Origin of the sequence: Faecalibacterium sp. I4-1-79 (assembly GCF_023347235.1) — a bacterium.
Lineage (GTDB): Bacteria > Bacillota > Clostridia > Oscillospirales > Ruminococcaceae > Faecalibacterium > Faecalibacterium tardum.
The window spans coordinates 2,839,279-2,863,645 of sequence record NZ_CP094467.1 but is presented as its reverse complement, the minus strand read 5'-3'; the positions used below and the strand labels follow the sequence as shown (position 1 = coordinate 2,863,645).

The following is a 24,367-nucleotide window of genomic DNA, read 5'->3' as shown; positions in this document are numbered from 1 at the left end:
AAAACCGGCAAAACAGCAGTTCTGTGCAGAAAAATATGGTTAGCTTAACCAAACTTGCCGTGAATTGCTTGCATCATCCGCAAAAGTGTGATATCCTTTAACATACGACAGAGGGTACACATACCCTGTCGGAAAAATCCCCCCAGAGGGAATAAGGCAGGAGGCCGGACAAACCATGCAGATCCACCAGTCCGCAGAAGATTATCTTGAAACGATCCTGATGCTGAGCCAGCGTATGGGCAAAGTGCGCTCCATTGACGTTGTCAATGAGCTGGGCTTTACCAAAGCCAGCGTGAGCATCGCCATGAAAAAGCTGCGGGAGAACGGCTATATCGCGGTGGACGGCGAAGGCAACCTGACCCTGCTGGAGCCCGGGCAGGAGATCGCTCAGCGCATTTACAGCCGCCACCAGCTGCTGACCCACTTCTTTGTGCAGCTGGGCGTGGACGAGCAGACCGCCGCCGAGGACGCCTGCAAGGCAGAGCATATCCTCAGCGAGCAGACGCTGGAAAAGATCCGCGAAAGCGCCCTGCGCAACGATGCTGCCCATCCGCAGGCAAAGTGATTTGAGTTCAAAAGATACCGGAACGCCGAAAGACGTTCCGGTGTCTTTTTTTGTATAAATTTTTCGGTTTGTGTTGCATATTTGTTATGGATTTGGTACAATGGGTCTGTGCGAAAAAGGAACGTTGGAAGAGCGAAAAAGGGTCGGGACGGCGCAAAGCCGCCCTAGGATAAAGGAGAGCGTTGCGGCATGGATGCTATTGCGCATACTCAGGTCAGTGGGCTCTGTCTGGTCACACTGGCGGTTTTGCTGCGGGCGCAGCAGAAAATGCGGGATAAAAGTCTGCCCGGGCGGCAGTTTACGGCGCTGCTGTGGTTTGCCGGGGCGCTGACGATCGTAGATTATGGCAGTGCGCTGGCGCAGCTGGGCGCGTGGGAGGAGCTGGGCATCCCCTTGACCTACCGGCTGAACGCCGGGGGCAGTATTTTGTTTTATCTGCTGGCGGCGTGTTGCTGCTTGCTGGTGTTTTTATATGTGGAGGCAGAGCTGGGGCGTACATGGATGGAGGACGGCCGCAGGCTGGCACTCAGCGCCGCACCGGTGACACTGCTTTTGCTGGTGCTGCTGACAGCGCGGGACGAAAACGGCTTTTGCTATCTGGACGCAGAGGGGCTGCGGGGCAGCACCCTGTTCTGGGGGGCGAAGCTGGTGGGGCTTGCCTATCTGGCAGCAGCCTTTCTCCGCTGCAGCTGGACGCTGAGCCACTGGAAGCAGGAAACACCCAAAGAGGAACTGAAAACTCTGCTGCTGCTCGCGCTTGCGCCGGCGGCAGGCTTTTTGCTGCAAGGCTGGCTGCCTGGGCGCGGGCTGCTGTGCTGCGGCATTACGCTGGGGCTGGTGTGCGTGTATGTGCTGGTGCTGCAGACCAAGTTCACGGTGGACACCCTGACCGGCGTCAGCAACCGTATCGTGGCGCTGCGCTATCTGGAAAGCGAGCTGCCCTATTACCGCCGCCACCCCAACCGCTCGCTGCATTTCCTCATGATGGACATGGATCACTTCAAGCACATCAACGATGAATACGGCCACTTGGAGGGCGATGCCGCACTGGTGTTGCTGGCGGGCATCCTGAAAAAGGTGTGCGCCAACTATAACGGCGTGCTGGCGCGCTACGGCGGCGATGAATTCTGCATCGCCTGCGGCTGCAACAGCGTGGAGGTGCGCACCCTGATCGTCTCCATCCAGCGGGAGCTGGACGCCGCCAACGCCGCCTCCGGCAAGCCCTATCAGATCGAGATCAGCATCGGCTGCGCCCGCCTTGAGCCGGACATCGCCACCGTGCACGACCTGATCGATAAAGCCGATCAGGAAATGTACCACCTCAAGACCCGCAAGCACGGCACAGCCCCCGCAGAAAAACAGGACTGAACAGTTGTGAACTTACTATAACACGATAAATGCCGTTTGCCTTTACGGCCTTTCCCGTGAAAAATGCAATACCGGAGCGTCCGCAGACGCTCCGGTATTGCTCTATATAAAAATAATTTTTATGGCCAAAGCAAAGCGGAGGCCATTCAAAATCGTCCCGCCCCGCGCTTTCTAAACGTTTTTTACCCTTCTGCCCTTGCATCCCGGGGTGGAACGCGGTATTCTTATAGAATAGACCGGAACCGCGACAGCACAGGGGAGGGAGACCACATGGACGCACAGGAGATCCGCGCATTGCTTGGCAAAAGCATCTTTGAGCGGGCACAGAAGTACCGCAAGCGCATCCTGCAAAGCAGCTGCACCACCAACGAGGACGGGGTGCGGCACCTGACGGCGCTGGTGCAGGGCAGCGGGCCGGACTGCTATTATACGCAGGTCTGGCTGCGGGAAAACGGCAGCTTTGTCAGCGCCTCCTGCGACTGCCCCTATAATCAAAACGGCGACGGCACCTACTGCAAGCATATCGGTGCGCTGCTATTACAGGACGCGGAAAAGAACCCGCCTGCCCCGGAAAAAAAGCCGGAGAGTATCCCCGGGGTGCAGCGGGGCGTTGCCGGCTTGAGCACTGAGCCCCGCAAGGACAGTTACAGCGCCGGACTGGATATGCTGTTCGGCCGCAAGTGGCGGGGCGAGGAGCCGGAGACCGACTATGAGGCCCAGCTGCTGCTGAAGCGCTACCAGCGGGAGAACGCGCAGCCCCTGCCCCCGCCCGCTGCCCAGCGCACCGGCTTTGCTCTGCTGGAACCGGAGCTTACGCCGCACAATGGCCGTATCTGGCTGCGGCTTCGGGTCTCGGACGGCATCGGCAGGCGGCAGTATCTGGTAAAAAGCATCCCGCAGTTTCTGGATGCGATCGAGCAGGGCGAAAGCGTCAGCTACGGCAAATCGCTGGCCTTCGTGCACCGGTGGGACGCTTTTGCCCCGGATGCGCAGCAATTGCTGCGGCTGCTGCGCAGTCAGGTGAGCGCCCGGCAGGAATTTGAAGCCGAGGGCACGGTGCGCTCCGCTTGGGATAAAGGCCCGGCGGGCGGTCTGCCGCTGACCGGCGAGGGGCTGGATGCCCTTGTGGAGCTTTACGCCGCCGAGGGCGTTGTGGGCGGCTACACCCTTAAAGAGGGACTGCCGGTCATCAGCCTGAAGGTGGAGCGCCGCAAGGGCGGCGTGCAGCTGAGCTGTACGCCGGTGCTCAGCGGGGTGCAGGGGCTGGACTATGCCTATCTGCTGGGCGAAACCACCCTCTGGCGGATGCAGCGGGAGGAATGCCGCCGGGTGCTGCCGGTACTGGAAACCTTTGGCGGGCGCAGTTTGTTCTTTACCAGCGCGGATGCCGCCGCTTTTTGCAGCTATGTGCTGCCGGAACTGGGCAACCGGGTCAACATCGTGGACCCCGACCGGCTGCTGCTGAACCAGATCCCGCTGGAACCGGTGGTGCAGTTTTATCTGGATGCCGACCGGGGGCTTACCGTTACGGCGTACCCGGTCTTTCTGTACGGAGAGGACAGGGTAGCCCCCGGCGAGCCGGTGCCGCCCGACCTTTTGCGGGATGCCCGCACCGAGAACCGGGCAAAGCGGCTGCTGGAAACCTATCTGGAACCCGAGACCGGCAAGCCGGGGCATTACAGCATTTCCGGGGAGGAGGCGCTTTTCCAACTGCTGGAAGAGGGCATTCCCGCCCTGCTGGCCATGGGCGAGGTGTACCAGACCGATGCCTTCCGCAACTTACAGGCCGCCCCGCCTAAGATCTCGGTAGGGGTGTCGGTGCACGGCAGTGTGCTGGATTTAGAGGTGGACACCGGTGCCTTCCCGGTGGAGGAACTGCGGGAGCTTTTGCAGTCCCTGCACCAGAAAAAGCGCTACCACCGTCTGCGGGACGGCAGTCTGCTGCGGCTGGATGACAGTCTGGAAGGGCTGGACGAGCTGAACGATACGCTGGAGCTTTCCGGCGCAAAGCTGAAGGACGGCCACGCCGCCCTGCCGCTCTACCGTGCCCCCACGCTGGACTGGGCGCTTTCGGGGCAGAACGGTCTGCGGTTCGACCGGGACGATGCTTTCCGGCGCATCAGCCGCAGCTTCCACGCCGTGCGGGACAGCGAGTATACCCCGCCGCTTTCGCTGCAAAAGACCCTGCGCAAATACCAGCGGGACGGCTACCGCTGGCTGCGCACACTGGATGGCTACGGCATGGGCGGCATTCTGGCCGATGATATGGGTCTGGGCAAGACGGTGCAGGTGCTCAGCTACCTGCTGGCCATGAAGGAGGGCGGGCAGCAGCTGCCCAGCCTCATCGTCTGCCCGGCGTCGCTGGTGCTGAACTGGCAGGAGGAATGCCAGAAGTTCACCCCGCAGCTGCAAAGCGTTGCCATGGACGGCGATGCCGCCCACCGCGCCGCGCTGGTCGATGGGTGGGCGCAGGCGGATCTCGTCATCACCAGCTACGACCTGCTGCGCCGGGACGAAAAGCTGTATGCCGGGCAAAGCTTCTACGCCTGCATTCTGGACGAAGCGCAGGCCATCAAAAACCACACCACCCAGAAATACAAGGCGGTGTGCCGGGTGAACAGCCGGGTGCGCTTTGCCCTGACCGGCACCCCGGTGGAGAATCGCTTGGGCGAGCTGTGGAGCATCTTCTCCTTTTTGATGCCGGGGTATCTGCCCCCCTACAAGACCTTCTGCGCCCGGTTTGAAAAGCCCATCGTGCAGGACGAGGATGCCAACGCCGTGCGGCGGCTGAACCAGTTCACCGGGCCGTTCATCCTGCGGCGCATGAAGTCGGAAGTGCTGCGGGAGCTGCCGCCCAAAACCGAGAACGTGCGCCGCGTTGAGCTGGAGACCGAGCAGCGCAAGCTGTATCTGGCAGCGGTGGTGGACGCCCGCGAAAAGCTGCGGGCGGCAAAGCCGGAGGACAAGATGACCGTGTTTGCCGTGCTGATGCGGCTGCGGGAGATCTGCTGCGACCCGCGCCTTGTGGCGGACAACTGGACCGGCAGCAGCGCCAAGCTGGAAGCCTGTCTGGAACTTGTCACCGAGGCGGTGGCGGGCGGGCACCGCATTCTGCTGTTCAGCCAGTTCACCTCCATGCTGGAGCTGCTGGCAAAGCGGCTGGACGAAGCCGGGGTGAGCCACTTCACCCTGCAAGGCTCTACCCCGAAGCCGGTGCGCGCCGAGCAGGTGCGCCGGTTCAATCAGGGCGAGGCAGACGTCTTTCTGATCTCGCTGCGGGCGGGCGGCACGGGTCTGAACCTGACCGCCGCTGATATCGTCATCCACTACGACCCGTGGTGGAACCTTGCCGCGCAGAATCAGGCCACCGACCGCGCCTACCGCATCGGTCAGCGCAACCCGGTACAGGTGTACCGGCTGATCGCGCAGGACACCATTGAGGAAAAGATCGTGGAGCTGCAACAGGCCAAGCAGTCGCTGGCCGACACCGTTACCGGTGGGGCAGACGGCGCGATTTTGTCCATGAACCCCGAACAGCTGCTGCAGCTGCTGGGAGAAGAAGCATAAAGGAGTGGATCCATCATGAAGGTTTGGGATCTGCATTGCGATACCCTGCTTAAACTGCGCCGCGCCGAAAAGGCGGGCGCACCCAAAAGCTTTTTGCACAACGATCTGCATATCGACCTTGAAAAATTGCAGCAGGGGGATTATCTGCTGCAATGCTTTGCGGCCTATGTGAATCTGGCCGACCCCGCCCCCGGGGCCGACCCGCTGGTAAGCGTGCTGGAGGAGATCGACATCTTCAAGCGGCTCATGGCAGCTTACCCGGAAAAAATCGCTCCGGTGTACACCGCCGCCGACCTTGAGCGCAACCGCGCCGAAGGCAAGCTCAGCGCCATGCTGACGGTGGAAGAGGGTGGCTGCTGCAAGGGCAGTCTGGGCGTGCTGCGGCGGCTGCAGGAACTGGGCGTGCGCATGATGACCCTGACGTGGAACTACCCCAACGAGCTGGCAGCCCCCAACGCAAACCCCGGCGGGCCGCTGGTGGCCAATACCGAGACCGGCCTGACCGAGCAAGGCTTTGCCTTTTTGGAAGAGATGGAAAAGCTGCACATCACCGCAGACGTGAGCCACCTTTCCGATAAGGGCTTCTGGGACATCGTAAACCACAGCACCCGCCCCTTTGCGGCAAGCCATTCCAACTGCCGTGCCCTGTCACCCCACAACCGCAACCTGACCGATGAGATGATCCGCGCACTGGCAGAAAAAGGCGGCATTGCAGGGCTGAATTACTGCGCTTCCTTTGTGGACGCAGACTCGGCACACCCCAAGCTCTGCCGCAGCACGGTGGAGCGGCTGGCAAAGCACGCGGCACACTTCAAGCAGGTGGGCGGTATTGAGGTCATCAGCCTTGGCAGCGATTTTGACGGCATTGGCGGTCAGCGCGAGCTGGAAACGGCGGCAGATATGCCACTGCTGGCCGAGGCACTGCGCCGCGAGGGCTTTACCGAGGACGAGGTGGAGGCCATCTACTGGCGCAACGCATACCGCTTCTTTAAAAACAATCTGTAATATCAAGTCGAAAAATTGCAAAAAGTGCCCGGAGATGCCCTGCTGTGCGCGGGTATCCCGGGCTGTGTATTGCCCTGCGAGGGGAGGTTTTATATGGTCTGAGGCGCGCGTCCCCTGAAAAAGAACAAACGACTTGGAAAGATAAGAGGAATTATAACAATGGGTATCACGATCTCGCCGTGGATGATGGCGTTTCTCATGCTGATGACCGGCTTTGCAGGCTTTGTGGATTCGGCAGCCGGCGGCGGCGGGCTGATCAGTCTGCCTGCCTATCTGTTTGCCGGGCTGCCGCCCCACTACACCTATGCCACCAACAAGTTCAGCGCCGCCTGCGGCACGACCTTTGCCACGGCAAGCTTTTTCAAAAGCGGTGCCATGAACGTGAAGGTGGGCGTTCTTGCAGCCATCGGCAGCTTTGCGGGCAGTGCGCTGGGCGCGCACATCGTGCTGCTGCTCAGCGATGAGATGCTGCGCACCATGATGTTCATCATCCTGCCGGTGGCGGCGGTCATCATCCTGTGGCAGCGCAACCTGCCGGATGAGAACCGGGACGACGGCACGCTGGACCTGAAAAAGATTTTGCTGGCGCTGGCCATCGGTTTGGGCATCGGCCTGTACGACGGCATTATGGGCCCGGGCACCGGCACCTTTGCCATCATTGCCTTTACCACCCTGATGGGCTTTGATCTGCGCACCGCCAACGGCAACGGCAAGGTGCTCAATCTGGCCAGCAACTACGCCAGCCTGTTCACCTACCTGATGAACGGTCTGGTGGTGTTCCACATCGGAATCCCCTGTGCCGTCAGCAACATTCTGGGCAACCTGCTGGGTTCCCATTTTGCCCTGAAAAAGGGTGCCCGCTTCATCCGCCCCATGATGCTGGTGGTGCTGGTTCTGCTGCTGGGCAAGCTCATCTCGGACGCGGTGCTGTAAGGGCAAGGCGGGACGATTTGGAATGGTCTCCGCTTTGCTCTGGCCATAATCAGCGGAAAGAATATTTTATTTGTAGTTCCGAAACGCCTGCGGGCGTTTCGGAACTACTTTTTCACGGGTAAAAACAAAGTCGGGCAGCCCGCGGGCTGCCCGACTTGTTTTGCTAATAGGTTTTATTCCAGCGTCAACTCTTTATCAAAGAACGCGATGCCGAAGGCGCCGGGGCCGGTGTGGGTGCCGATGACGCAGCCGATCTGGCGCACCAACGGTGCGTCCAGATGCAGGTTGTCCTGCAAATAGGTCAGCAGCGGATGCAATTCCCGGGGGTTGACGGTGTAGCCCAGCAGCGGCGTGTAGCCCGGGTGGATGCCGCCCATCTCGTCGATCTTTTTGAACAGCGCCACATACACGCCGGGCAGACCGCGTGCCTTACCGGCCAGCACTACCTTACCCTCCATGACGGCGAGGATGGGCTTAATGCCCAGCATACCGCCCGCCACAGCGGCGGCGGCAGACAGTCTGCCGCCCTTGCGCAGGTACTTCAGATCGTCCACAGCGGCTACCAGATGCAGGTGCTGCTTGGCCTTTTCCAGATCGGCAGCGATCTGGGTGATGGTTTTGCCGGCGTCCCGCAGCTGCACCGCCAGACGCACCAGCAAAGACTGTCCCAGACAGACGTTCTCGGTGTTCACGAACACCACATTGTCCACGTTGGCAAGGTCGGCGGCAAGCCTTGCGCACTGACCGGTGCCGGACAGCGCATCGGACAAGAAGATGCCCAGCACTTCGTCCCCGGCGGCAGCGGCGTCCAGATACAGCCGCTCGAACTGCTCCGGGCTGGGCTGGCTGGTGGTGGGCAGCTTGCGGCAGGATGCCAGATGGGTATAGTATTCGCTGGGGGTCATGTCGATGCCGTCCCGCAGGACGGTGCCGTCCTCCAGCGTCACATTCAGGGGGATCACGGTCACGCCCAGCTGCTGCGCCTCGGCGGGCAGGATGTCGCACGCGGAATCGGTGAGGATACGGATCATAATAATACCTCCGGTCTACCGGTAAAATACAGTATACACAACGCTTTTATTAAAAAGGTTGGAAATTATTATACCACCATTCAGGTCGATGTGTCAATATTTTGCATAAATTTGCCACGACAGAACGCCGAAACCTTGCGCACTCGGCGGCAGATATGGTACTATAACCGGGAACGAACCATAGCAGGAGGAGACCGACCATGCACAAGCTGAACCCCCGCACCGCCGCACTGCTTTCGGCCTTTGGCTGGGCGGTGGGGTATCTGCTGGCGGGCAAGGTTCTGACGGTGCTGCTGCCCATGCCGCCCGGCGGTGCGGCGCGGTTTTTCCGGGTCTGCCTGCTGGCTCCGCTGGCGGAGGAAGGGGTGTTCCGGGGCGCGGTGCAGCGCCGGGCGCAGCCGCTGGGCAGGGGACAGGCTATTCTTTTGCAGGCGGCGCTGTTCGCCTTGCAGCACGGCAGCGCTGCCGCCATGGCCTATGCACTGGTGTGCGGGCTGGGTCTGGGGTGGCTGGCAGACCGCACCGGACATCTCTGGCCGGGGATGCTGCTGCACAGTGCAAACAATCTGCTGGTGCTGGCGATGGGATGAGAGGATGGGATACATGACCGATTTTGAACTGATGGGTCTTGCGCTGGAAGAAGCCGCCAAAGCCGCCGCCTTGGGCGAGGTGCCGGTGGGCGCGGTGGTGGCGCGGCACGGCGAGGTGGTGGCTACGGCGCACAACACCCGGGAGACCGAGAAAAACGCTTTGCACCACGCGGAACTGCTGGCCATTGATGCCGCCTGCAAGGCGCTGGGCGGCTGGCGGCTGTGGGAGTGCGAGCTGTTCGTCACCTTAGAGCCCTGCCCTATGTGCGCGGGCGGCATCATCAACAGCCGTCTGCGCCGGGTGGTGTACGGCGCTGCCGACACCAAGGCCGGGTGCTGCGGCTCGGTGACCGACCTGTTTGCGCTGCCCTTCAACCACCATCCGGTGGTGGAAAAGGGGCTGCGGGAGGCCGAGGCACAGCAGCTTTTGCAGGCGTTTTTTGTTTCCCTGCGGGAAAAGCGGGCGGGCAGACCCCGCTGGAAGCCCCCGGTGCCCGAAAACAGGGGAAAATAAGGAAAAATAGTGGGAACTGCGTAAAAAATTGCAGTTCCCACTTTCTTTTTGGGCTGGATTGTGGTATATTATTCAATGGAATCTTGTCGAAACCCATCGTAAGTACAGGCAGGCACGCCAAAGCACCGGACCTTTGCCGGATACATAAACGGAACGCTGCACTGTCTGGGAATGGGCACAGGGTTTTTCCGGCTGGGGCACTGCGCCCGGCCGAGAATACCGAACAGGAGGGATACACTCTTGTACGAGGACGAGTTTGAACTGACCTTTCAGGTACCGGAGGAAGAGAGCGCGCCGGAGCCCCTTGCCGTACCGGCTGCAAAACCGGCTGCGCCGGTGGCGGATGAACCTACCCGCATCATGACGCTGGAAAAACCGGCAGCACCTGTGGCGGAGGAGCCTACCCGGGTGATCACGCTGGAAAAAACCGTAGAGCCACAGCCGCCTGCGCCGCCGCAGCCCGAAGAGCCTGCGCCGCAGCCTGTAAAAGAACGGCCTGCCCCTGCCGCACCCGCTGCGGCGCGCCGGGTGCTGATCTCCGGCGGCGACCGGGGCATCGGTGCTGCCGCTGCCCGCGCCTTTGCGGCAGCAGGGTATCAGGTGGCGGTGCTCTACCACCAGAACGCCGCTGCAGCCGCTGCGCTGGAGCAGCAGCTGCCCGGGTGCATCGCCATCCAGTGCGATGTGGCCAGCCGCGCCAGCTGTGAGCTGGCGTTTCATGCAGTGGAACAGGCCATGGGCAGGGTGGATGTGCTGGTGTGCAACGCCGGCATCGCGCAGCAGAAGCTGTTTACCGACATCACCCCGGAGGAGTGGCAGCGGATGCTGGACGTGAACCTGAGCGGTGCGTTCCACCTGTGCCAGCTGGCGCTGCCCGGCATGATCCGCCGCAAGCAGGGCCGCATCCTGACCGTGAGCAGCATGTGGGGCCAGACCGGCGGCAGCTGCGAGGTGCACTATTCCGCCGCGAAAGCCGGGCTCATCGGCCTGACCAAGGCACTGGCGAAGGAGGAAGGCCCCAGCGGCATTACCGTGAACTGCGTAGCGCCCGGGGTCATCGAGACCGATATGATGGCGGCTTTTACCGCCGAGGACAAGGCGGCACTGGCCGAGGAGACCCCTGTGGGGCGGCTGGGCACCCCGGAAGAAGTTGCAAAGCTGCTGGTCTTTCTGGCCGGCGAGGATGCCGGATACATCACCGGACAGGTGTTCGGGGTGAACGGCGGCCTTGTGATCTGATGCACAGGGCAATATTACAGAATTTTCCCCGGAGTGGGAAGGAGAGAAAAAATGGGCATGACTTTGAAGGAACTGTTGACTAAGGGCGAGGGCACCCTCTCTGCACAGGAGGCCAAGGCGCTGGCGGCACAATGCCGCATGGATGTAGATACCCTCTACACCCTGCTGGAGGAGCGCGGCATCAAGATCCTGGAGGAGGAGAGCGAGCCGAGTCTGGACGTGGACAGCATCATTGCTGAGGTGGAGAACGCCGAGAACAACAACGATGACATGGGCCTTGCCGATGAGAACGAAGAGGATGCCGAGGAGAACCCGGCAGACCTGAAGGCCGCCATGGATGAGCTGCTGGACGACCCGGTGAAGAACTACCTCAAGCAGATCGGTCAGATCCCGCTGCTGAGCGCCGAGCAGGAGGTGGAGCTGAGCCGCCGCATCCATGCGGGTGCCGAGGCTGCACACATTCTGCAGGCAGACCGCCAGAAGTACGACGCACCGGAGTACATCAAGAAGAACAGCGCCCGCTTCTCCTTTGAAGAGGACGAGAACAGCCGCAGCTACACCGAGGATCTGGACGAGGACGGCGAAAAGTCTGCCGAGGATGCCGAGGAGAAGGCAGACGAGAAAAAGGCCATGGAAGCCGTGGAGAACGGCCCCCTGAGCGAGGAACGCCGTCAGGAGCTGCTCAAGACCCGCCGCGACGGCCTGAACGCCCGCCGCAGCCTGAGCGAGGCAAACCTGCGTCTGGTGGTGTCCATCGCCAAGAAGCATGTCGGCCATAATCTGGCCTTCCTTGACCTCATTCAGGAGGGCAATATCGGCCTGATCAAGGCTGCCGAGAAGTTTGACTGTGACCGCGGCTTCCGCTTCTCCACTTACGCTACCTGGTGGATCCGTCAGGCCATCACCCGCGCCATCGCGGATCAGGCCCGTACCATCCGCATCCCGGTGCATATGGTGGAGACCATCAACCGGATGCGTCAGGCCACCAACCAGCTGGTGTACCAGAACGGTCACGAGCCCACCCCGGAGGAGCTGGCAAAGGCCATGGACATGAGCGTGGAGCGCGTGCGCGAGATCCAGCGCATGGCACAGGAGCCCGCCAGCCTGGAAAGCCCCGTGGGTGAGGAAGAGGATTCCTCTCTGGGCGATTTCGTTGCCGACGAAAACGCCGAGGCTCCCGGCAAGGCAGCTGACCGCGCCATGGTGGCACAGCAGATCAATCTGGCGCTCAAGAGCCTGACCCCCCGCGAGGAAAAGGTCATCCGCCTGCGCTTTGGTCTGGACGATGGCCGTCCCCGCACGCTGGAGGAGGTCGGCCGCGACTTCGGCGTCACCCGCGAGCGTGTGCGCCAGATCGAAGCCAAGGCTATCCGCAAGCTGCACAGCCGCAAGTGCCTGACCCTGCTCAACGGCCTGATCGAGTAATAATATGTATTTTGGGATAGCAGAACACCCGCGTGGGTCCTGCTATCCCTTTTTTCATGGAAGAGAAACCGCAGTTGCAGCGCCGTGGGGAAAGTTCATGTTTGCTTTCAGCGTGCAAAGACGCTCCGCTGGGCCAGAGGCAGGGAGGGGTGTTCCGAGTCCCCCCTCCCTACCTCTGGACTCCACCCATCCCGCAACGGGCCAAGGGCTGCACGCCCTTGACAATCCTAAAGAAGAAGTCGAAGCACAAAAAAGCTAGCGCTGCGCCAGTCGGCGCTATCGCTTTAACGCTTTTTTCGCTTCTCCATCAATAGCCCCTCAGTCGCTGCGGGCCAGCTCCCCCGAGGGGGAGCTGGCCCGCCCGCAGCGCCGCGCTTTCGCAGAAAGCGGTGCTGCATCTGCCGCTTTCCTCTACGACCCCTCCCGTGAAAAAGGGGTTCTGAAAAGCCCGCAGGCTTTTCAGAACCCCAAATTAAAAAATCTTTTTTCCGCTGATGATGCGCAAAGCGAAGCGGAGCGCATTCCAGATCGTTTTTCAGTACGAGCTCAGCCCAAGGCTGACGTCCAGTGCCTGATCCACACGCTTCTGATCGGCGGCGGTGATCTGCCCGGCGCGCTCCCGCAGGCGGTGCTTATCCAGCGTGCGGATCTGCTCCAGCAGCACCACGCTGTCCTTGGCAAGGCCGGTGTCCGCCGCCCGGATGTTGATGTGGGTGGGCAGGCGGGTCTTGTCCAGCCGGGATGTAATGGCCGCCGCGATCACGGTGGGGCTGTGCCGGTTGCCGATCTCGTTCTGTACGATCAGCACCGGGCGCACACCGCCCTGCTCCGAGCCCACCACCGGCGAAAGATCAGCGTAGAAAACTTCTCCTCTGTGTACCTCCATGGAATCTCCCTCCTGTTTGTCTGGAGGATGTGCCCCGCTATGTGATGCGTCCGGCGCATCCTGTCTGCTCTCAGTATGCGCAGGCAGGGTGCGGCTTATGCAGTGCGGGGGCGATATTCCATTGTATGCACAAAGGGCAGTCAGTTTTCCTCTTCCAGCGTGCAGAAGGCCAGCGCCATGCCGCCCTCGTGGCTTAAAGAGAGCCGGGCCCGCAGCCGGTGCTGCGCCACCCAGGCGGCGGTCTGCCCGCTGAAGCGGTAGGCCGGGGCACCGTTTTCCAGCCGGACGGCCTCGATCTCACATAGAGAAAAGGGTTCCCGCAGACCGGTGCCCGCCGCCTTGAGAAAGGCCTCCTTGGCGGCAAAATCTGCGGCGGCGCTGGCAAGGCGGTGGGCGTTCAGCGGTGCAGGGGACGCTTCCAAAATCCCCAGCGCCGCCTGCTCAGCCGGGCCGTACACCCGGCGCACAAAGGCCGCCGCGTGAGCAGAGGAAAGGCTTTTTTCCAGATGGGAAAGGCTGCACAGGTCGCAGCCGATGCCGTAAAGCATACAAAGGCTCCTTTCGCGGGCAGAATGCCGCCCGGACATCGTTCATCTTGCCGGAACAATGCTGGAAATTTTGTGCAGGATGTGCAAATCCAGCGTAATTATCTTGAAGTTTCGGCGCATTTCGTGTACAATGGGGCTAGTTTCAACCGAAGGGGGTGTATTGCGTGGGAGACGCAACCGCGATTTTCTCCATCCACGACAAAAAGGACTATGAGATCCACGAGATCGTACAACAGGTGTACGATGCTTTGAAGGAAAAAGGCTATAACCCGGTCAATCAGCTGGTGGGCTACATTTTGTCCGAAGACCCTACCTACATTACGACCTATAAGAATGCCCGTGCCATGATCCGCAAGGTGGATCGTGACGATCTGCTGCAGGCTATGCTGCGCAGCTACCTTAACGTGTAATACGGTCCTTTTCAGCTCCGCTGTCTTGCAAGACGGCGGGCTTTTTTTGTGTGACCATTTTAATCGTTTTCCACCAGCGGCAGGGTGAAGATCTGGTTCACCACCACCTCGTACTCCCACGGCTCCCGCAGCTTTTTCAGCTGCTTTTCCAGCTTTTCTGCCCCGGCAAAGCAGTGGATGAGGTAGAACCAGTGCCCCTTCATCCGGCTGATGGCGCAGCCTGCGCTGCCAAACAGTTCGGTGTAGCCGTGGTACAGGTCGGTCAGGTAGCCCCGCAGCTCCTCCTTGGTGGCGGGCGCACCGCCCCGTGCTTTGCGGAAGAGCGCCGGGTCGGCGATGAGCCCACGCCCCACCATGATGCCGGACAGGGCGGGAAACTCCTCTTCCAGCGCGTGAAGCTGGGCGGCGGTGGTCACATCGCCGTTGTAGCACACCGGCATGGTGCACCGGGGCAGCGCAGCCGCAAAGGCGGCGCGGTCGGCCTGTCCGCGATACTGCTGCCGCATCACCCGGGGATGGATGGTCAGCTCCGAGATGGGGTAGCGATTATAAATTTCCAGAATGGCGGCAAACTCCTCCGGTTTCTCTACCCCCAGCCGGGTCTTGACCGAAACAGGCCCTTCAGCGTGGGAGAACACCCCGTCCAGAAAGGCGTCCACCTTGGCCGGGTCCCGCAGCATCCCGGAGCCCTTGCCCTTGGCGGTCACCGTCCCGGCGGGGCAGCCCAGATTCAGGTTTACCTCAGTATAGCCCAGCGCCCGCAGCTGACCGATCATCCACGCAGCCAGTTCGCCGTCTTTTGCCAGCAGCTGCGGGATGACCGGCGCACCGGGGTTTGCCGCCGGGGCAAGCTCTGCCATCTTCTTTTTAATGAGCACCCGGTTCTCCGGCGGGGAGATAAACGGCGCATAATAGCGGTCGGCAGCGCCTTGTGCGCCGAACCATTTCTGATGGGTCTGCCGCCAGACCCGGTCCGTGAACCCCTCCATAGGGGCAGCATAATAAAGCATGGGCGTTTCTCCAAACGTTTTTGTTACCGGTATTGTAGCATAAAATTGCGTGAGGGGAAAGGGGAGGGGACGGGGGATGTTCTCTTTTGACACCAAAAGAGAACCAGAAAAGTGTGCGCTCTGCGGGGGAAGTTACTGCCTGCTTTCAGCGTGCAAAGACGCTCCGCTGGGCCAGAGGCAGGGAGGGGTGTTCCGACTCCCCCCTCCCTACCTCTGGACTCCACCCACCCCGCAACGGGCCAAGGGCTACACGCCCTTGACAAACCTAAAGAAGAAGTCGAAGCACAAAAAAGCTAGCGCTGCGCCAGTCGGCGCTATCGCTTTAACGCTTTTTTCGCTTCTCCATTAAAAGCCCTTCAGTCGCTGCGCGACAGCTCCCCCAAGGGGGAGCGGGCACGCCCGCAGCGGAAGCCATTTCAAATCGTCTTGTCCCCAAACAAAAACTCCCGCCCTGCGGGATGCAGAGCGGGAGAGGAGAGTTTTTTGAGATTATTCCGCAAACAGCGGGGTGGACAGGTAGCGGTCGCCGGTATCGGGCAGCAGAACAACGATGTTCTTGCCAGCGTTCTCCGGACGCTTTGCCAACTGGATGGCAGCCCAGACGGCAGCACCGGAGGAGATGCCCACCAGCACGCCTTCCTTGTGGCCGATCAGACGGCCGGTGGCAAAGGCGTCGTCGTTCTCCACGGCAATGATCTCGTCATAGACGGTGGTGTCCAGCACGTCCGGCACAAAGCCTGCGCCGATGCCCTGGATCTTATGTGCACCGGCAGTGCCCTTGCTCAGCACAGGGGAGGAGGCGGGCTCTACCGCCACCACCTTGACGGCGGGGTTCTTGCTCTTGAGGTACTTGCCAACGCCGGTCACGGTGCCGCCGGTGCCAACGCCTGCCACAAAGATATCAACCTTACCATCGGTATCCTCCCAGATCTCGGGGCCGGTGGTCTCGATGTGTGCCTGCGGGTTGGCGGGGTTCACGAACTGGCCGGGGATAAAGGAATTGGGAATCTCCTTTGCCAGCTCATCGGCCTTGGCAATGGCACCCTTCATGCCCTTGGCACCCTCGCTCAGCACCAGCTCTGCACCGTAGGCCTTCATCAGCTGACGGCGCTCCACGCTCATGGTTTCGGGCATTACGATGATGATGCGGTAGCCCTTGGCAGCTGCCACGGCAGCCAGACCGATGCCGGTGTTGCCGGAGGTGGGCTCGATGATGACGGAGCCTTCCTTCAGCAGACCCTTGGCCTCGGCGTCGTCGATCATCTTTTTGGCAATGCGGTCCTTCACAGAACCGGCGGGGTTGAAGTACTCCAGCTTGGCGATAACGTGGGCGGGCAGCTGCTCTTCCTTTTCAATATGGCTGAGCTCCAGCAGCGGGGTGTGACCGATCAACTGATCTGCGGCGGTATAGATCTTGCTCATAATACTTGTCCCTCTTTCTGATATCGTTACGGGGTGCATGACCCTGTCTTGTGCCGGGGTGCCCGGCTGTGATTCCCTCTAAACCTTTAAACCAACATTGTTTGTGGGTTTGATGGCATTATAGCCCTGTTTTCCTTGCTTGTCAAGGGCTTTTTTGAAAAAAGTGGGATTGAAAAGTGACTTACCCTGTTGTATAATGGGTTATAATAAAATTTAACCGGAAGGAAGTACGGATCATGATCGTTTCGACCAAAGGACGCTATGCGCTGCGGGTGATGATCGACCTCGCGGAGCATCAGTCTGAAAAATATGTTCCCTTAAAGGAAGTAGCCGCCCGGCAGGAGATCTCGGAAAAATATCTGGAGAACATCCTCAAGGTACTGGTGCAGAACGGCTTTCTGGAGGGGCTGCGCGGCAAGGGCGGCGGCTACCGGCTGACCCGCAGCCCGGATCAGTATACGGTAAGCGAGATCTTGATGCTCACCGAAGGCAGTCTTGCCCCGGTAAGCTGCCTGACCCCCGGCGCTTCTGCCTGCGCCCGGATGGCCAACTGCCGCACCTACGAGATGTGGAAGGGGCTCAACGATCTGATCTCGGACTACTTTGGCAAGATCACACTGGCAGACCTTGCCCTGCCGGATCAGGCCGGGAATGACTATGTGATCTGACCCTTGCGCACCGGCCTTGGCCCGGTGCGCTTTTTTGTACAGTTCTGCGCAAAAGGTGCAGAACTTCTTGGCAAGATTTACGGTTGATGGAGCGGGCAGTCCGCGGTATACTTTTACTTTGTGTGAGACAGAAAATTCCGGGCGAAAAGCCCGTTGTCTGTTTGTTAAAAGACCAGAAAGGGGAGTTCTGACACGAAGTATATTTTTCAGTTCGGGCGCATTCTCGCGTTTTGTTTTCTGGGTGAGGTGCTGCACGCGGTGCTGCCGCTGCCGGTGCCTGCCAGTGTGTACGGTCTGGTGCTGCTGCTGGCAGCTTTGACCGCCGGTGTTGTAAAGCTGGAGCAGGTCAAGGAGACCGGCACCTACCTGACCGGTATTTTTCCGCTGCTGTTCGTGCCCGCCGCTGCGGGCATCATGGAGCTGTGGGCAGAGATGGGACAGCTGCTGCTGCCCATCCTGATCGCCATTCTGCCGGTGACGGTGCTGGTAATGGCGGCCGCAGGCCGCACCACGCAGGCGCTGACTGCCCGCAATAAAAAGGAGGAGGCCGACCATGACTGAGCTGCTGAACGACTTTCTGACCGGCTCTGTGGCATGGGGCGTGCTGCTTACGCTGGCAGCCTTTGGGCTGGGTGTGCTTATCAACCGGGTGACCGGCAAGGCCATCTTTAACCCGCTGCTGCTGGGCAGTATTTTTGTCATCATTTTTCTGTCGGTGTGCAATATCCCCTACGGGGACTACAAAACCAGCGCCGCGCCGGTAAGCTACCTGCTGCTGCCCGCCACGGTGGCGCTGGCCGTCCCGCTGTATGAAAAGCTGGATCTGCTCAAGGAGAACGCGCCCGCCATCATTGCAGGCATCTCGGTGGGCACGCTGGTCAGTCTGGGCAGCGCCTTTGCGCTGGCGCTGGCGATGGACCTGACCAAGGAGCAGTACGTTACTCTGCTGCCGAAGTCCGTGACCACCGCCATCAGCATGGACGTGGCAGCTGAGCTGGGCGGCATTGCCGCCCTGACCGGTGCGATCGTCATCGTCACCGGCATCGTGGGCGCACTGCTGGCCGAGACCGTGTGCAAGCTGTTCCACATCACCGACCCCATCGCCAAGGGCGTGGGCATCGGCACGGCAGCCCATGCCGTGGGCACCAGCAAGGCGCTGCAGATGGGTGATGTGGAAGGTGCCATGAGCGGCCTTTCCATTGCCGTAGCCGGTGTGCTGACCGCCGTGCTCTGCCCGGTGTTTGTGGGCTTTGTCCACTAAAACCGAGTGCAAATCTAAAGATACAGAAACACCCCCGGCAACCGCAACGGCTGCCGGGGGTGTTTCTCTGTGGGGAAAAATAAAAAAGAGGTGAAAAGAAGAATGGTTGGTAGCAATCAGTTTTATGCGGCCTTCTTCTGCCGCGCCTGCATAGAGCGGACGATGCAGCTGCGGGATGATGTTGCGGTGGGCCTGCGGCAGAATGATGTACAGCAGTACCTCTGCAGTCAGCTAGCAGCGGTGGGGGACAGTGCTTACTTTTTGAAAAAGGAGAACAGCCCCTTCTTTTCATACGGTGCACTGTGGATGGTGCCCACATGGTATCCGGTGGCTTCAATGGCGGCGCGGAGCGCGTTTTCGTCCAGCGGCTCCTTGGAAAGGATCACGGTCTTGCCCTTGGCATGAGAGGACGAAACTTTATCCACAGGAAACGCACTGCGCACGGCGTCATTGATATGGGCTTCGCACATGGAACACGCCATGCCGCCTACTTCTACGGTCGTCTGGATCATGATTATACCTTCCTTCAGAAATATCTTATAAAATAATAGTTAGAATTAACTAACTTTTCACTCCGGGAAAAGCCGCTGCCCACATCATACGCCATACAGCCACAGCTGTCAAGCGCTTGGCTTATTTTTTCCGGTAATCCCGAGGGGTCATGCCGAAATGCGCCTTGAACGCCCGGTTGAAATAGGAAAGGTTTTCAAACCCGCACCGGGAGGCGATGGTCAGCACGGTCTCATCGGTGGTTTGCAGCGCTTCGGCTGCGGTGTTCAGCCGGTACTCGTTCAGAAAGGCGACAAAGCTCTGTCCGGTCATCTGCCGGAACCAGCGCATAAAGTGGCTGGCACTGAAGGAGCAGACCCCGGCGGCATCGGCTACCCGGAGCGGCTCGGCATAATGGGCCGAAAGCCACTGCAGCACGGTTTTCAGCCGCTGGGTGTCGGCGGTTTCGGTGGGGAGACACTGCCTGCCCTGTGCAATGAGCAGGGCAAGAAAGCGCAGCAGCGCCCCTTTTACCAGCAGCTCGTAGCCGGGGCGCTTGGCGCGGTTGGCATCCTCCAGCTCCCGCAGGCAGGCGGCGGCTTGCAGATAGCACAAATCGTTCGGGGTCAGCCGCACCGGCAGCGAAAGCCGCCCGCTTTGCAGCGGCAGCAGATATTTCTCGGCGCAAAGATCCTCTGCGCCGCCCAGAAGCTCCGGCTCAAAGATGATATTTTCGTATTCCATGCGCTGCCCCTCTGCCTGCCGCAGCGCGTGGAGCGTGCCCGGGGCAAAAATAAAGATGTCCCCCCGGTAGGCCGGGTAGGTCACAGCGCCCACCTGTACCAGCCCCATGCCCTGCTTGACAAAGACCAGCTCCATGCTCTCGTGCCAGTGGAGTGCTACCTGCTGAAAATCCCCCGGAATGGTGCAGGGGTACAAATTAAACGGAAACCGCACTGCACCGTGCTGTTTTGTCTCCTGCAAAGAAGCCTGATTTTGCATCGTCTCACCCCCTGATGATAGGATTGTACCATAGTTTGCACTATTTAGGCAAGATTTTGAACGTTCTATGTGGTATATCTTGAAGTACAGATGTCAAACCTGTTTTCCGTAAGGTGTATCTGAAAACAAAGAAATAGACTGAATTTTCGACTTTTCAGATGCACCCTGACAAAGGAGGATGCTTTTATGAGCTTTACCGAAACGTTACAGAGTATCACCGGCAAGCTGCTGGCAGACTGCACCGATCAGGAGCTGTATCTGGCACTGCTGGAACTGGTGCGGCAGAAGAGCGCTGACCGCGTGCAGCCGGTCACCGGGCGCAAGCTGTACTATATCAGCGCCGAATTTCTTATCGGCAAGCTGCTGTCCAACAACCTCATCAATCTGGGGCTGTACGATGAAGCCCGGTCTGCACTGGCTGCTGCGGGAAAGCGCCTTTCCGATATTGAAGAGGTAGAGCCGGAGCCTTCTCTGGGCAACGGCGGCTTGGGGCGTCTGGCTGCCTGTTTCCTCGACTCTCTGGCAACGCTCAACCTGCCCGGCGACGGCGTGGGTCTGCGGTACCACTTCGGTCTGTTCCATCAGTCCTTTGAGGACGGTGTGCAGAACGAAAAGCCCGACCCGTGGCTGACTGCCCACAGCTGGGCGGAAAAGACCGACACCACCTACCCGGTGGAATTGGCGGGCAAGGAGTACACCGCCCGGCTGTACAAGCTGGCCGTTACCGGCTACGAGGGACGCACCAACACCCTGAACCTGTTCGACCTTGATACCATTGATGAGAGCATCGTCCATGACGGCATTGCCTTCGACAAGACCGCTATTGATAAGAACCTGACCCTCTTCCTCTACCCGGATGATTCCGACGAGGCCGGCCGCCGTCTGCGAGTGTACCAGCAGTACCTGATGGTTTCTGCCGGTGCACAGCTCATTCTGGCCGAGTGCGCCGCCCGGGGCTGCAACTTCCATGATCTGGCAGACTACGCCGCCATCCAGATCAACGACACCCATCCCAGCATGGTCATCCCGGAGCTCATCCGTCTGCTGGGCGAGCGCGGCATCGAATTTGAGGAGGCTGTGGAGATCGTCACCAAGACCTGCGCCTACACCAACCACACCATTCTGGCCGAAGCACTGGAAAAGTGGCCGCGCGCCTATCTGGATGCCGTGGTGCCGCAGCTGATGCCCATCATCGAAAAGCTGGATGCGCTGGCACGCACCCGCACCGAGGACGAGAGCCTTGCCATCATTGATAAGGACGACCGGGTGCACATGGCACACATGGACATCCACTTTACCCATTCCACCAACGGCGTGGCGGCACTGCACACCGAGATTTTGAAAAACTCTGAGCTGCACGGCTTCTACGAGCTGTACCCGGAAAAGTTCAACAACAAGACCAACGGTATCACCTTCCGCCGCTGGCTGCTGGAATGTGACCCGCGCCTGACTGCCACGCTGGAAAAGCACATCGGCTCCGGTTTCCGCAAGGATGCCGCCGAACTGGAAAAACTGCTGGCCTTTGCCGACGACGAGACGGTGCTGAACGAGCTGACCGCCGTGAAAAAGGCCAACAAGGAGGCACTGGCAGACTGGCTGCTGCACACCCAGAAGGTGACCGTGAGCACCGATGCCGTGTTCGATATCCAGTCCAAGCGCCTGCATGAGTATAAGCGCCAGCAGCTCAACCTGCTGTACCTCATCCACCAGTACTACGAGATCAAGGCAGGACATCTGCCCGCCGCGCCGCTGGTGAGCATTTTCGGCGCCAAAGCCGCTCCCGCCTACACCATTGCAAAAGACATCATCCATGCGCTGCTGACCCTCTCCAAGGTCATTGCCGCAGACCCGGAGGTGTCCAAGTGGCTGCAGGTGGTGTTCGTGGAAAACTACAACGTCACCGCCGCCGAAAAGCTGATCCCGGCCTGCGACCTGTCCGAGCAGATCAGCCTTGCCTCCAAGGAGGCCTCCGGCACCGGCAACATGAAGTTTATGCTGAACGGTGCGCTGACGCTGGGCACCATGGACGGTGCCAACGTGGAGATCAGCCAGCAGGTGGGGGAAGAGAACATCTATATCTTCGGCCAGACCTCCGATCAGGTCATCCACCGCTACGCCGTGGGCGATTACGACCCCGCCCAGTGGGTGGAGGGCGATGCCAACATCCGCCGCGCCATCAGCTTTCTCACTGGGCCGGAGATGCTGGCCGCCGGTCATGCCGAAAACCTGACCCGCCTGCATGACGAGCTGATCCACAAGGACTGGTTCCAGACCCTGCCGGACTTCAACGCCTACGTCGTGCGCAAGGGACAGGCACTCAGCGATTACGCCTGCGACCCCATGGGCTGGCGGCGTAAGTGCCTTGTGAACATTGCCAAGGCGGGCATGTTCTCCTCTGACCGCACCATTGCCGAGTATGACCGCGATATCTGGCATCTGGGCAAATAATCGTTTTTGAGCCTGCGTTTCTCTTTTATTTTCTCATAGGCTGCTGCACAAAGCTGTGCGGCAGCTTTTTTGTTTCCGTGTCAACAAGAAACGCCGCTGCACGGCTGTGCAGCGGCGTTTGATTCAGTTGATGAAAACCGGAACGGAAGCGGGATCAGTCCTCGCTCTCCTCTTCTTCCTCGTCATCCTCATCCGTATCACGCGGCTTATAGAAGATGCCGCTCAGGAAGATGCTGACGAAATACAGCAGCACCATGGGGAAAGCCACCATGCACTGGGACACGATGTCCGGCGGGGTGACCACAGCAGCGATGAAGAAGATGACCACGATGGCCACGCCGCGCACCTGCTTGAGGATCTGCGGGTTGATGATGCCCATCTTGGAAAGGATGATGGTGATCAGCGGCATCTCGAACACACAGCCAAAGATGATGAACATGGTCAGGCAGAGGTTGACGTAGCTCTCGATACTGGTCGTGGTCTGGATGTACTCTGCACCCTCGATGCCGGTGCTGAGAAACCGCAGCATGAACGGCATCATGAGCTTATAGGCAAACAGCACGCCCACGCAGAACAGGATCAGACCCAGCAGCATGACCAGCTTGAAAAAGGTGCTCTCGCTCTTTTTCAGACCCGGCTTTGCAAAGGCGTAGATGTTGTAAAAGGCCACAGGCACCGTTACCACCACACCGGCCAGAATGGACACCCGGAAATACTGCATCAGTTTTTCCTGCGGGGCAATGGACACGAACTGGTAATAGTCGCGGCCCATGGCGGTAAGCAGATCGATCAGACGGTCTGCATACGCCAGCGAGACCACCACGCCCACCACAAACACCACCGCGCAGATGATGAGCCGGTTCCGCAGTTCTTTCAGATGGCCGGTCAGCGTCATGCTGCCGTCCTCTGCCATGACTTCGGCTTTCTTTTTGCGCTTTTTGTTTGTAGCCACAATTACTCCTCGTCTTCGTCCTTCTTATCAGCCTTCTTCACGGTCTCCTCGGACTGCTCGGCGTCCTCGTCCTCCATGCCCTTCTTGAAGCCATTGATGGTCTTACCGAACATCTTGCCCAGCTTCGGCAGGTTCTTGGGTCCGAAGATCAGCAGAACGACAACCAGAATGATCAGCAGCTCATTAGTACCAATACGCATAATAAATATCTCCTTTTTCTTGCCGCGCCGCGTGGCGGGCGTATTACAGAATGTATCTGGCAACCGCGGGCGCGGGTGCATCCATAAATAAGTAGGGGCGCTTACACCTTTGCTTCCTCAGCGGGTGCGGCTTCGGCGGCCTCTTCGGCTGCGGCAGGGGCTTCCTGCACAGGTTCGGCCACCGGCTCAGCGGCGGGCTGTGCGGCCTCGGCAGCGGCCTGCTCCGGCTTTTCGGCGGGAGCCTCCACAGTTTCAGCAGTTTCAGCCGGGGCAGTCTCGGCAGTTTCAGCCGGGGCAGTCTCGGCAGTTTCAGCCGGGGCTTCGGCAGGCTGCTCGGGCAGCTCCTCCACAGTGTCCTCGGTCAGGTCGGTGACCTCCTCGGTCTCAGCCAGCTTCTTGGCGGCTTCCTCTTTGCTGGTCTTGCCAATGCCGGTAAAGCTCTTGGTCACGTCCCGCATGCTGCTGTCGATATCCTTTTTGATATCGGTCAGGGGGGCAACAGCCTCTTTCAGGGGAGCCTGAATTTCATTCAGCGGCTCCACCACGTTCTTCTGGATCTCTTCAGAAGCAGCGCCGGTGTATTTCTTCAGCTCGCGGAGCATCTTGCCGATCTTCTTTGCGTAGACAGGCAGCTGGTCCGGGCCGATGAACACAAACGCCACGATGACGATGACGATAAGTTCCCAAAAACCAATTTTCATAAGTAACGTTTCCTTTCCTGTACCAAGGGCATTTCTAAGACCGCCGCACACCATAGCGGTCTGCGCGTTTTTGCCCTTTTTGGCGGGGGTTCGGCGCACTGCGCGCCTTTGTTGCCCTATGTATACCGAAAAG

General features: G+C 59.9%; 24 protein-coding genes. 14 read left to right on the top strand and 10 right to left on the bottom strand.

The genetic code is table 11. The features are described 5' to 3' along the window. Window positions 1-175: 175 nt before the first annotated feature. The 5 genes from MTP36_RS14050 (at window position 176) to MTP36_RS14030 (ending at window position 7,438) form a co-directional block, all read left to right on the top strand. Window positions 176-565: a metal-dependent transcriptional regulator gene (locus MTP36_RS14050; protein ID WP_117928862.1), complete on the top strand. Its 390-nt coding sequence runs from the start codon at window positions 176-178 to the stop codon at window positions 563-565. 189 nt (window positions 566-754) lie between these two features. Continuing rightward, window positions 755-1,933: a GGDEF domain-containing protein gene (locus tag MTP36_RS14045; protein ID WP_249251458.1), complete on the top strand. Its 1,179-nt coding sequence runs from the start codon at window positions 755-757 to the stop codon at window positions 1,931-1,933. A gap of 270 nt (window positions 1,934-2,203) precedes the next feature. Beyond that, the gene (locus MTP36_RS14040) at window positions 2,204-5,500 is read left to right on the top strand and encodes a DEAD/DEAH box helicase (RefSeq protein ID WP_249251457.1); all 3,297 of its coding nucleotides are present in this window, start codon (window positions 2,204-2,206) and stop codon (window positions 5,498-5,500) included. A 15-nt stretch (window positions 5,501-5,515) separates the two neighbouring features. After that, a complete protein-coding gene (locus MTP36_RS14035) occupies window positions 5,516-6,505 on the top strand; it encodes a dipeptidase (RefSeq protein ID WP_249251453.1) in 990 nt (329 codons plus the stop codon). A gap of 159 nt (window positions 6,506-6,664) precedes the next feature. Continuing rightward, window positions 6,665-7,438, top strand: a complete 774-nt coding sequence (locus tag MTP36_RS14030) for a TSUP family transporter (protein WP_118658386.1) — start codon at window positions 6,665-6,667, stop codon at window positions 7,436-7,438. A 173-nt stretch (window positions 7,439-7,611) separates the two neighbouring features. On the opposite strand, the gene MTP36_RS14025 is transcribed toward MTP36_RS14030, so the two are convergent. Then, window positions 7,612-8,469 carry a DegV family protein gene (locus MTP36_RS14025; protein WP_249251452.1) on the bottom strand — a complete coding sequence of 286 codons (858 nt, stop codon included), beginning with the start codon at window positions 8,467-8,469 and terminating at the stop codon, window positions 7,612-7,614. A gap of 200 nt (window positions 8,470-8,669) precedes the next feature. Between MTP36_RS14025 and MTP36_RS14020 the strand changes: the two genes are divergently transcribed. The 4 genes from MTP36_RS14020 (at window position 8,670) to MTP36_RS14005 (ending at window position 12,237) form a co-directional block, all read left to right on the top strand. Beyond that, window positions 8,670-9,059 carry a CPBP family intramembrane glutamic endopeptidase gene (locus tag MTP36_RS14020; RefSeq protein ID WP_249251450.1) on the top strand — a complete coding sequence of 130 codons (390 nt, stop codon included), beginning with the start codon at window positions 8,670-8,672 and terminating at the stop codon, window positions 9,057-9,059. A 13-nt stretch (window positions 9,060-9,072) separates the two neighbouring features. Then, complete coding sequence (locus MTP36_RS14015; protein WP_044959752.1) at window positions 9,073-9,573, top strand: nucleoside deaminase; 501 nt, start codon at window positions 9,073-9,075, stop codon at window positions 9,571-9,573. Window positions 9,574-9,813: 240 nt separating this feature from the next. Next, the gene (gene ymfI / locus MTP36_RS14010; RefSeq protein WP_249251446.1) at window positions 9,814-10,812 is read left to right on the top strand and encodes an elongation factor P 5-aminopentanone reductase; all 999 of its coding nucleotides are present in this window, start codon (window positions 9,814-9,816) and stop codon (window positions 10,810-10,812) included. A 51-nt stretch (window positions 10,813-10,863) separates the two neighbouring features. Then, window positions 10,864-12,237 carry a sigma-70 family RNA polymerase sigma factor gene (locus MTP36_RS14005; protein WP_249251442.1) on the top strand — a complete coding sequence of 458 codons (1,374 nt, stop codon included), beginning with the start codon at window positions 10,864-10,866 and terminating at the stop codon, window positions 12,235-12,237. Between the two features lie 535 nt (window positions 12,238-12,772). Here the strand turns inward: MTP36_RS14005 and MTP36_RS14000 are convergent. After that, window positions 12,773-13,123, bottom strand: a complete 351-nt coding sequence (locus tag MTP36_RS14000; RefSeq protein WP_005921241.1) for a type II toxin-antitoxin system PemK/MazF family toxin — start codon at window positions 13,121-13,123, stop codon at window positions 12,773-12,775. Between the two features lie 140 nt (window positions 13,124-13,263). Then, window positions 13,264-13,671: a holo-ACP synthase gene (locus tag MTP36_RS13995; RefSeq protein ID WP_249251441.1), complete on the bottom strand. Its 408-nt coding sequence runs from the start codon at window positions 13,669-13,671 to the stop codon at window positions 13,264-13,266. Between the two features lie 164 nt (window positions 13,672-13,835). Here MTP36_RS13995 and MTP36_RS13990 point away from each other — a divergent pair, with 164 nt between their 5' ends. Next, complete coding sequence (locus tag MTP36_RS13990) at window positions 13,836-14,081, top strand: IreB family regulatory phosphoprotein (protein ID WP_005921243.1); 246 nt, start codon at window positions 13,836-13,838, stop codon at window positions 14,079-14,081. 59 nt (window positions 14,082-14,140) lie between these two features. On the opposite strand, the gene MTP36_RS13985 is transcribed toward MTP36_RS13990, so the two are convergent. Together MTP36_RS13985 and cysK are read right to left on the bottom strand one after the other, a co-directional pair. After that, window positions 14,141-15,091 (bottom strand): tRNA dihydrouridine synthase, encoded by a 951-nt coding sequence (locus MTP36_RS13985; RefSeq protein ID WP_330220866.1) that lies wholly within the window; start codon window positions 15,089-15,091, stop codon window positions 14,141-14,143. Between the two features lie 489 nt (window positions 15,092-15,580). Then, a complete protein-coding gene (gene cysK / locus MTP36_RS13980) occupies window positions 15,581-16,513 on the bottom strand; it encodes a cysteine synthase A (protein ID WP_236130744.1) in 933 nt (310 codons plus the stop codon). Window positions 16,514-16,749: 236 nt separating this feature from the next. On the opposite strand from cysK, the gene MTP36_RS13975 reads away from it, so the two are divergent. From MTP36_RS13975 to MTP36_RS13965, 3 genes are all read left to right on the top strand, one after another. Beyond that, on the top strand, window positions 16,750-17,181 hold the full coding sequence (locus MTP36_RS13975) for an RrF2 family transcriptional regulator (RefSeq protein WP_005922796.1): 432 nt from the start codon (window positions 16,750-16,752) through the stop codon (window positions 17,179-17,181). Between the two features lie 201 nt (window positions 17,182-17,382). Next, entirely contained in the window at window positions 17,383-17,742 is a 360-nt protein-coding gene (locus tag MTP36_RS13970; protein WP_113620720.1) for a CidA/LrgA family protein, read from the top strand. Continuing rightward, entirely contained in the window at window positions 17,735-18,442 is a 708-nt protein-coding gene (locus MTP36_RS13965) for an LrgB family protein (RefSeq protein ID WP_249251435.1), read from the top strand. The genes MTP36_RS13970 and MTP36_RS13965 overlap by 8 nt, the downstream gene beginning before the upstream one ends. Before the next feature lie 254 nt (window positions 18,443-18,696). On the opposite strand, the gene MTP36_RS13960 is transcribed toward MTP36_RS13965, so the two are convergent. Further along, window positions 18,697-18,954, bottom strand: coding sequence for a heavy-metal-associated domain-containing protein (locus tag MTP36_RS13960; protein ID WP_055186730.1), 258 nt, complete (start codon window positions 18,952-18,954; stop codon window positions 18,697-18,699). A gap of 121 nt (window positions 18,955-19,075) precedes the next feature. Continuing rightward, window positions 19,076-19,915 (bottom strand): AraC family transcriptional regulator, encoded by an 840-nt coding sequence (locus MTP36_RS13955; protein WP_249251433.1) that lies wholly within the window; start codon window positions 19,913-19,915, stop codon window positions 19,076-19,078. Between the two features lie 204 nt (window positions 19,916-20,119). Between MTP36_RS13955 and MTP36_RS13950 the strand changes: the two genes are divergently transcribed. Beyond that, entirely contained in the window at window positions 20,120-22,381 is a 2,262-nt protein-coding gene (locus MTP36_RS13950) for a glycogen/starch/alpha-glucan phosphorylase (RefSeq protein ID WP_249251431.1), read from the top strand. A gap of 154 nt (window positions 22,382-22,535) precedes the next feature. Here MTP36_RS13950 and tatC read toward each other — a convergent pair whose 3' ends face one another. From tatC to MTP36_RS13935, 3 genes are all read right to left on the bottom strand, one after another. Further along, the gene (gene tatC, locus MTP36_RS13945; RefSeq protein WP_005922805.1) at window positions 22,536-23,333 is read right to left on the bottom strand and encodes a twin-arginine translocase subunit TatC; all 798 of its coding nucleotides are present in this window, start codon (window positions 23,331-23,333) and stop codon (window positions 22,536-22,538) included. Window positions 23,334-23,335: 2 nt separating this feature from the next. After that, entirely contained in the window at window positions 23,336-23,533 is a 198-nt protein-coding gene (gene tatA / locus MTP36_RS13940) for a twin-arginine translocase TatA/TatE family subunit (protein ID WP_015537270.1), read from the bottom strand. Between the two features lie 101 nt (window positions 23,534-23,634). Further along, window positions 23,635-24,234, bottom strand: coding sequence for a twin-arginine translocase TatA/TatE family subunit (locus MTP36_RS13935; protein ID WP_249251429.1), 600 nt, complete (start codon window positions 24,232-24,234; stop codon window positions 23,635-23,637). Between the last annotated feature and the right edge of the window lie 133 nt (window positions 24,235-24,367).